The sequence below is a fragment of the Microcoleus sp. AR_TQ3_B6 genome (assembly GCF_036702785.1).
Lineage (GTDB): Bacteria > Cyanobacteriota > Cyanobacteriia > Cyanobacteriales > Microcoleaceae > Microcoleus.
Window position 1 is genome coordinate 88,662 of the sequence record NZ_JAUBVJ010000021.1, and the last position, 7,752, is coordinate 96,413.

Below are 7,752 nucleotides of genomic sequence, written 5' to 3' on the forward strand. Positions count from 1 at the left end.
CTGTGCATCTAATTTGACAGTCAATTTTTCTACAATTCTTGTGGAAGGGGCCCTCCTAGCCCGTCTATGCATTCAATGCGAGATGCTCCGCAGCTTAGGATGCGTTATGCTAAGCTAAGGTGCGGAGCATATAAGTTTCTTGGTTTCGGCGACGGGGGAGGGGGAGAGGATTTGGCGAGCCGTTGACTTGTGATATTTTAAGATAAGATGCGACCTCCTAATACACTTTACTACTTTTGCTACTAATAACAATTAAAAAGGATAAAAAATAGATGTCTAAACCAGTTATTTTGTGCGTGGACGACGAGAGAATGGTGTTAGACAGTCTCAGGACGCAGTTAGCATCAGCGTTTGGTGATGCCTACATCTATGAAGGGGCTGAGGATGCTGAGGAGGCTTTAGATGTAATAAATGACCTCAACGAGGAGGGAGTTGGCGTTATTTTGATTATTTCTGATTGGTTAATGCCCGGTATCAGGGGAGATGAGTTGCTGATTCAAATTCACAAAAATTATCCCAAAGTTATTAAGATCATGCTGACCGGTCAAGCTGATGAAGTAGCAATTGAGCGAGCAAAGAAACAGGCTAACCTCCATTGTTTTTTATCTAAACCTTGGTTGGAATCAGATTTGCTAGAAACTATTAAATCTGGTTTATCTAAACTATGAGCCGACAGGTAATTATCTGTGTGGATGATGAGAGAATTGTACTCAGGAGCCTCAAAGCAGAACTGCAAGAGGCTCTTGGCAATGATTATACAATCGAAATTGCTGAAGGTGGAGAGGAGGCATTAGAGTTAATTGAAGAATTGCTGGAGGATGGAGATGAAGTTCTTTTAATTATTTCCGACCACATTATGCCTGATATGAAGGGAGATGAACTCTTAAAACAGGCTCATATAATTTTGCCTAAAAGTATAAAAATTATGCTGACTGGACAAGCAGATATTGAGGCTATCGGCAATGCTATCAACTCGGCAAACTTATATCGTTATATTACCAAACCTTGGCAATCTGAAGATTTAAAATTGACGGTTAGAGAAGCGCTAAATAGTTATCTTCAAGCTCAACAACTGGCACAACAAAACGCCAAACTCCAGCAAATGAATCAGGAGTTGGCAGAGTTAAACAGCCAGCAAACGGCACTGATTGCCAAACTCCATGAAAGCGAAAATCGCTTGACACAGTTTTTGGAAGCAATGCCGATTGGTGTAGGTGTGCTGGATGCGGACGGCAAACCTTACTACATCAATCAAAAAGCAAAAGAGATATTTGGTAAAGGAGTTGTTCCGGATACGAATTCCGGGCAGTTGTCAGAGGTTTATCAAGTCTATCAAGCAGGCACAAATCAAAAGTATCCTACGGATAATTTGCCCATCGTGCGCGCCTTGAAGGGGGAAAGTGCTACGGCTGACGATGTAGAAGTTCATCAAGGCGACAAGATTATTCCCCTAGAAATCTTTGCTACTCCTATCTACGATCGACAAGGAAATATTGTTTATGCTATCAACACTCTTCAAAATATCACGGAACGCAAAGAAGCTGAGGCAGAGCGCCAAAAGTTCATTGAGGATCTCTTTGAGGTCAATTGCAATTTGGAACTTTCACTGGATACAGAATTAGAAATTGCGGAGGCGACAAGTCGCTTTGTACCCAATGAGTTTTTAGCTTTTTTGGGCTGTGACAGTATTGTTGATGTTAAATTGGGAGAAGCGGTAGAGTTGGAAATGTCGGTTTTGTTTTCTGACATCCGCGATTTCACTACTCTCTCGGAACAAATGACACCGACAGAAAATTTCAAATTTATAAATTCTTATTTGAGTCGAATGGAACCGCTGATTGTGGAAAATCAGGGGTTTATTGATAAATATATTGGCGATGCAATTATGGCTTTGTTTAGCGAGGGGGCGGATGATGCTGTGAAAGCGGGAATTGCCATGCTGCAAACTCTTGCTGAATACAATCGAGCTCGCGCTTCTCTGGGTTATGTGCCACTTGAAATTGGGGTGGGAATCAATACTGGTTCTTTGATTCTGGGTATAGTGGGCGGAAAAAGCCGGATGGACGGTACTGTGATTAGCGATGCGGTTAATTTGGCTTCTCGCATTGAAAATTTGACGAAGAATTACGGGGTGTCGCTGTTAATTACTCAGCAGACTTTCGAGCGCTTGAAAAAGCCGGGTGATTATGCTATGCGGATAATTGATGAAGTTCAGGTTAAGGGTAAGTCTCAATGGGTGACTGTTTATGAAGTTTTTGATGCGGATTTGGCGGAAGTTAAAGCGGGGAAGTTAGCGACTCTGGAACTATTTACAGAGGCTTTGTCTTTGTACAATATGAAGAGTTTTAGGGAAGCGGCGAGACTTTTTGCGGATTGTTTGCGGCAAAATCCGGGGGATAAGGTGGCTCGAATTTATTTGGAAAGGTGTAATTAAGGAAGAAGGAAGTGCGGCGACGGATTCGCAGGCGAGAGGATGTAACGGATGGAAGTGGGATGGAAGTGGGAAGAAGGAAGGAGGAAGAAGCAAGAAAAGCCAGGGTTTCAGCAATACAGAACTTATGCAAAATTTCTATATGTAGGCCTCCACGCACACCGCACTTTACCGCTTTAGTCCGAGCGAGTTTTATGAGGACTTTAGTCCTCAGTACAAACCGCGACTCGTTATCCCGATGCGATCGCCCCGATCGCACTTTACGGTTGTTCGATCGGTATTTCTATAATAAACTCGGCTCCTTGGTCCGGTGCCGACACGCAGCTCAGTTTGCCACCGTGTTCTTGGACAACTTTGTAGGAAATTGACAGGCCTAAACCAGTGCCTTTGCCGGCGGGTTTGGTGGTAAAAAAAGCCTCGAATAACTGCTGGGAAACTTCTTCTGGCATACCGGGCCCATTGTCAGAAATCCTAATTACAGCATTGGAGTTTTGGACTTCTGTCCTAATTTTAATCTTGCTGCGGTTAGCTTTGACTTCGGCAAGTGGACGCCGTTCGTTGTATTCCTCGATCGCGTCGATCGCATTTCCGATCAAATTCATAAATACCTGATTGATTTTCCCGGCATAACACTCAACCAAAGGCAAATTTCCATAGTCCTTAATTACCGCAATTTCGGGATAGTTGCCTCTGGCTTTCAGACGGCTTTGCAGGATCAGCAGCGTTCCTTCAATCCCTTCGTGCAGGTTAACTTTGCTCATTTGAGAATCATCTTTGCGGGAGAAATTTCTGAGCGATCGCACGATTTCCCGAATGCGATCGGCCCCAACCTGCATCGAAGACATGGCTTTCGGCAAATCTTCTAGCAGAAACTCTAGTTCCATATCCTGAATTTTTTCTTGAATTGCTGCCGGCGGCTGCGGGCAGTGCTTCTGGTACATATCGATCAAACTCAGCAAATCTTCGGTGTAGTGGCCGACGTGGACGAGATTGCCGCAGACGCTGCTAACGGGATTGTTAATTTCGTGAGCAACACCAGCTACCATTTGACCGAGTGTAGACATTTTCTCTGTGTGAATCAATACCGCTTGAGTTTGCTGCAACTCGTGCAAAGTATGTTCGAGCTGAAGTTTTTGTTGGGTTAACTCTGTTTGCGATCGCCGCAAAGCTTCTTCACTGCGTTTCTGCTCAGAAATATCAGTAATTAAGCCTTCCAAAGCTATCAACTCTCCCGAGTCGGAAAACACCCCCAAACCTTGCTCCCAAACCCATTTCAATTCGCCGTTTTTAGCAGTAATTCGGTAATTTAGCTGATAGGGTCGATTTTCTTCCAAGGCAACTTGTACGGCATTCCACAAATTCTCGCGATCGTCCGGGTGAGTCAATTCCGAGATAGAAACTTGCCTAGTGCCGATAAATTCTTCAGGAGAATAGCCGGCTAACTGATAGCAACCTTCGCTGACAAACTCCATACTGCGATCGGCATCGTTGCGAAAACGGTAGGCCATCCCCGGCAAATTGCTCATCAGCGTCGCCAAAGCCCGCTGGCTTTCCCGTAGGGCTTCTTCGGCGTGTTTGCGATCGGTAATATCCGTCATCACCCCCAGCATACAGAGTTCGCCTTCCAAATTAATCAATTCCGCTGAAACCAAACACACCACCACCGATCCCGACTTCATCCGAAACTCGCATTCCTGATTGCGAACAAGACCTTGTTCGTGCAAACTTTGCCTAAATTTAATTCTGTCTTGACACCTTACCCAAATATTTAACCCCGGTACTGTATTGCCGAGCGTTTCTTCTAAAGCGTAACCTGTCATCGACAAAAAACTATCATTAACTTCAAGAAAACGACCCTCAGCAAAAGTAGTAATAATCATCGGATCTGGACTCGAGCGAAAAGCCTTAGAAAACTTTTCTTCTGATAAACTCAACTTTTTAATAGCCTCTTCCAACTGACTTGTCCGCTCTTTAACCCGGCATTCCAATATCTCGTTAGCCTGCTTCAGGGCCTCCTCAGCCTGCACCCGATAAGTGATATCGCGCACCACAGCTTGCAGCCCCATTTTGCCGCCGATATCCATAGAAGTTAGCAGCACTTCCGCCGGAAACTCGGAACCATCCAAACGGCATTGCCGCCAGTCAAAACGGCAATTTCCCGATCGCAGAGCCGTATTAATTCGCTCTTGAAAAAAACTCATAGAATCTTGTCCGTCCGGCTGCAAGGGCGGGCTGAATTCCGAAGGATGCTTGCCGCAAAACTCCGATTGAGTCCTGCATCCAAATAAGTCTAAAGTTGCTGGATTGCAATCCAAAAAACCCTGTTCATCTAGCAGCATAACCGCATCGCTAGTTGATTCGTACAAAGTGCGAAACTTTTTTTCCGACGCCTGCAAAGAAGCAATCAACTGCATCTTTTCCTCGGCCGCCCGCTTGGACTCGGTAATATCTTGCATTACTTGAGAAAAGCCCTGCAACTCTCCGCTTTCATCGCGCAAAGGAGTAACAATAATATTCGCCCAAAATCGCGAGCCGTCTTTGCGAAGCCGCCAGCCTTCATTTTCGTATCGACCTTCTGCAGCCGCCATGAGTATTTTTTCTTGGGGCTTGCCGATTGCAATATCTTCTTTGGTGAAAAAACACTCCGACTTATTGCCGACTATTTCATGAGCTGTGTATCCCAAAATGCGTTCGGCACCAGAATTCCAGCTAGCTACATACCCCTCAGGATCTAACATAAATATAGCGTAATCCTTAACGCCTTCAATTATTAAGCGCAGGCGTTCTTCGCTTTCTCGCAGTCCTGATTCTGCCTGCTTGCGCTGGGTGATATCTTCAACAAAACCTTCATAGTAGAGCAATTTCCCCGCTTCATCGCAGACAGCCCGCGCATTTTCAGCAATCCAAATTATTGTTCCGTCTCGGCGATAAATCTGCGACTCAAAATCCGATACAATGCCCCGTTCTTGCAAAGCAGAAACAAACTGATCGCGCCGATCGGGGTTGACATAAAGCTGATGGCTGATATCAGTCAGAATGCCCATCAATTCTTCGGCTGAGTTATATCCGTAGATGCGAGCCAAAGCTGGGTTAGCGCTGATGTAGCGACCGTCTGGGCTGGTTTGAAAAATGCCCGACACAGCATTTTCAAACATACTATAATATTTTGCTTCCATTTGATACAGTGCCTCCGCGACATTCAGGCATTCGATCGCTTTATTTTCTAATTTTTGATTTCCCACTTTTGAATACCCTGCCCTTGTGTTTGAGTTGAATATTTTTGGTCTACCGCCTGTCAAATTTGAGGCGTTAATTAGGCTCAAAGGTGCTGTATCGCAGCCGGACATGACTGTGTTTATTCATCTGTCCTACTGGGCTGTTAGTTGTTAGTTGTTGCTGATGAAAGTTTAGTCGATCCGGTCTGTCTTTCTTTGAGGCTTGACTGGCTCTCACGATCGCATTGGCAAATCGAACGGCCTGCAGTGCAGGTGTTCGAGCCAAAACCGATCCTGGAAATCTCCCTGAAATATATTAGCAGTTGAATACCGTGAAATAAGTTAGTGTCAAGGCTGTTGTTACAATAATAAAAGGTAGCAACTTCTACAACAGCAAGACTCTATTTTTAGGCTTTGGGTGAGAGTGCGATCGACTCTTACCCTCTGGAGGCAACTAACCGGCATCCATGAGCTAAACGCTGACTCTCGGTGCTGTCTGTCGATTTGAGATTGGAGATTTTAGAAAGAAGAATTGACTCCACAGATGAATCTGGGCCTCTCCTAAGGTCTAAAATTTTTGGGTCTCCACAACTCCTGTCGGAAACTTTTATCGGTCTTTGGGTGCTCTGAGTTACTGTTAAGTATTGTTGCTGATAGATAATACAGCAGACTGCTTGCAGTTGTAAGTAAGATCAGGGGTTTCTATGTAAAGTTGGCACAACAAGAGGATAATTGTTGTATCAAAAAATTCATATTCTGCAGCAGCAGGCGGATAAATTCTGTAGCGGTGCTGGCATTTGGGCAAAAATCTCGGTCCGGGCGCGCTCTCATTTGGTCGGCAACTCTGGTAAAATGCCGATCGATTCTCGGTTTGGTCTAAAAGCTCGATCGGGCTAAATTTGACTATAAGTAATAAATGACAGATTCTCCTCTACTAGCAACGCCAGAGTTATCTCCTGCTTCAACCCTGACGGCGGATTCTCCTCTGTGGCCGACCCTGCTGGAACAACTGTTAGACAGACAATCTCTCTCGCGCGCCCAAGCAGCCGACTTGATGCAGGGATGGCTAGCAGAAGCTATTCCCCCCGTCCTCTCAGGAGCAATTTTAGCGGCCGTCCAAGCCAAAGGCATCTCGGCCCAAGAATTGGCAGGAATGGCTCAGGTATTGCATTCTGGGTCCCAAGCAGGGGAGTCAAAGAGCGTTTTCAATCCCAAATCCTCAATCTCCAATCTCAAATTAATTGATACTTGCGGCACCGGCGGCGACGGCGCTTCCACGTTTAACATTTCGACTGCTGTAGCTTTTGTGGCCGCCGCGGGCAACGTTCGAGTCGCGAAACACGGAAATCGATCGGCATCGAGCAAAGTTGGCTCTGCTGACGTGTTGGAAGCACTCGGAGTCAACCTCAACGCCGATGCCGCGAAGGTGAGAGCTGCGGTAGACTCCGTGGGTATCACCTTTTTATTTGCTCCCGGCTGGCATCCAGCACTTAAGGCTGTAGCGTCGATCCGGCGCACTTTGAAGGTGCGGACTGTTTTTAACGTTTTAGGACCTCTCGTCAATCCTATGCGCCCTACAGGGCAGGTAATTGGGGTGTTCGATCCCAGTCTGGTATCAACTATTGCCCAAGCTTTGGGCGAGTTGGGGACTGAGTTGGCGGTAATCGTTCACGGCAGAGAAAAATTGGACGAGGCGGGTTTGGGAGATGTGACTGATTTGGCGTTTTTGTCGGATGGCAAAGTGGAACTCACTACTTTAGACCCGGAAAAGGTAGGATTGACACCAAGTGCGATCGGCTCGTTAAAAGGCGGAAATGTTGAGGAAAACGCCGAGATTTTGCGGAACGTTTTGCAAGGCAAAGGTACGCCCGCACAAATGGATGTTGTAGCTTTGAATGCGTCTTTGGCTTTTCAGGTGGGAGGCGCAATTCCTATGGGTTCTCACGCAGCAGGAGTTTCTCTGGCTAAGGACATTTTATTGAGCGGCGAATCTTGGTTGAAGTTGCAGCAGTTGATTGAGTTTTTGAAATGAAGGAAGAAGGAAGAAGGAAGAAGGAAGAAGGAAGAAGGAAGAAGGAAGAAGGAAGAAGGAAGAAGGAAGAAGGA

6 protein-coding genes are annotated in these 7,752 nt (G+C 45.8%); 4 read left to right on the forward strand and 2 right to left on the reverse strand.

Annotation, left to right across the window (positions count from 1 at the left end; genetic code table 11):
* Positions 1 to 272: 272 nt before the first annotated feature.
* Positions 273 to 668, forward strand: coding sequence for a response regulator (locus tag QUB56_RS13080; protein ID WP_332955647.1), 396 nt, complete (start codon positions 273 to 275; stop codon positions 666 to 668).
* Positions 665 to 2,434, forward strand: a complete 1,770-nt coding sequence (locus QUB56_RS13085; RefSeq protein WP_332955648.1) for an adenylate/guanylate cyclase domain-containing protein — start codon at positions 665 to 667, stop codon at positions 2,432 to 2,434. The genes QUB56_RS13080 and QUB56_RS13085 overlap by 4 nt, the downstream gene beginning before the upstream one ends.
* A 257-nt stretch (positions 2,435 to 2,691) precedes the next feature.
* Here the strand turns inward: QUB56_RS13085 and QUB56_RS13090 are convergent, their stop codons facing one another.
* Positions 2,692 to 5,673 carry a PAS domain S-box protein gene (locus QUB56_RS13090; protein WP_332955649.1) on the reverse strand — a complete coding sequence of 994 codons (2,982 nt, stop codon included), beginning with the start codon at positions 5,671 to 5,673 and terminating at the stop codon, positions 2,692 to 2,694.
* Positions 5,674 to 5,740: 67 nt separating this feature from the next.
* The gene (locus QUB56_RS13095; protein WP_332955650.1) at positions 5,741 to 5,932 is read right to left on the reverse strand and encodes a hypothetical protein; all 192 of its coding nucleotides are present in this window, start codon (positions 5,930 to 5,932) and stop codon (positions 5,741 to 5,743) included.
* Between the two features lie 449 nt (positions 5,933 to 6,381).
* On the opposite strand from QUB56_RS13095, the gene QUB56_RS13100 reads away from it, so the two are divergent.
* On the forward strand, positions 6,382 to 6,543 hold the full coding sequence (locus QUB56_RS13100) for a hypothetical protein (protein ID WP_332955651.1): 162 nt from the start codon (positions 6,382 to 6,384) through the stop codon (positions 6,541 to 6,543).
* Between the two features lie 19 nt (positions 6,544 to 6,562).
* Complete coding sequence (trpD, locus tag QUB56_RS13105) at positions 6,563 to 7,678, forward strand: anthranilate phosphoribosyltransferase (protein ID WP_332955652.1); 1,116 nt, start codon at positions 6,563 to 6,565, stop codon at positions 7,676 to 7,678.
* Positions 7,679 to 7,752: the final 74 nt, after the last annotated feature.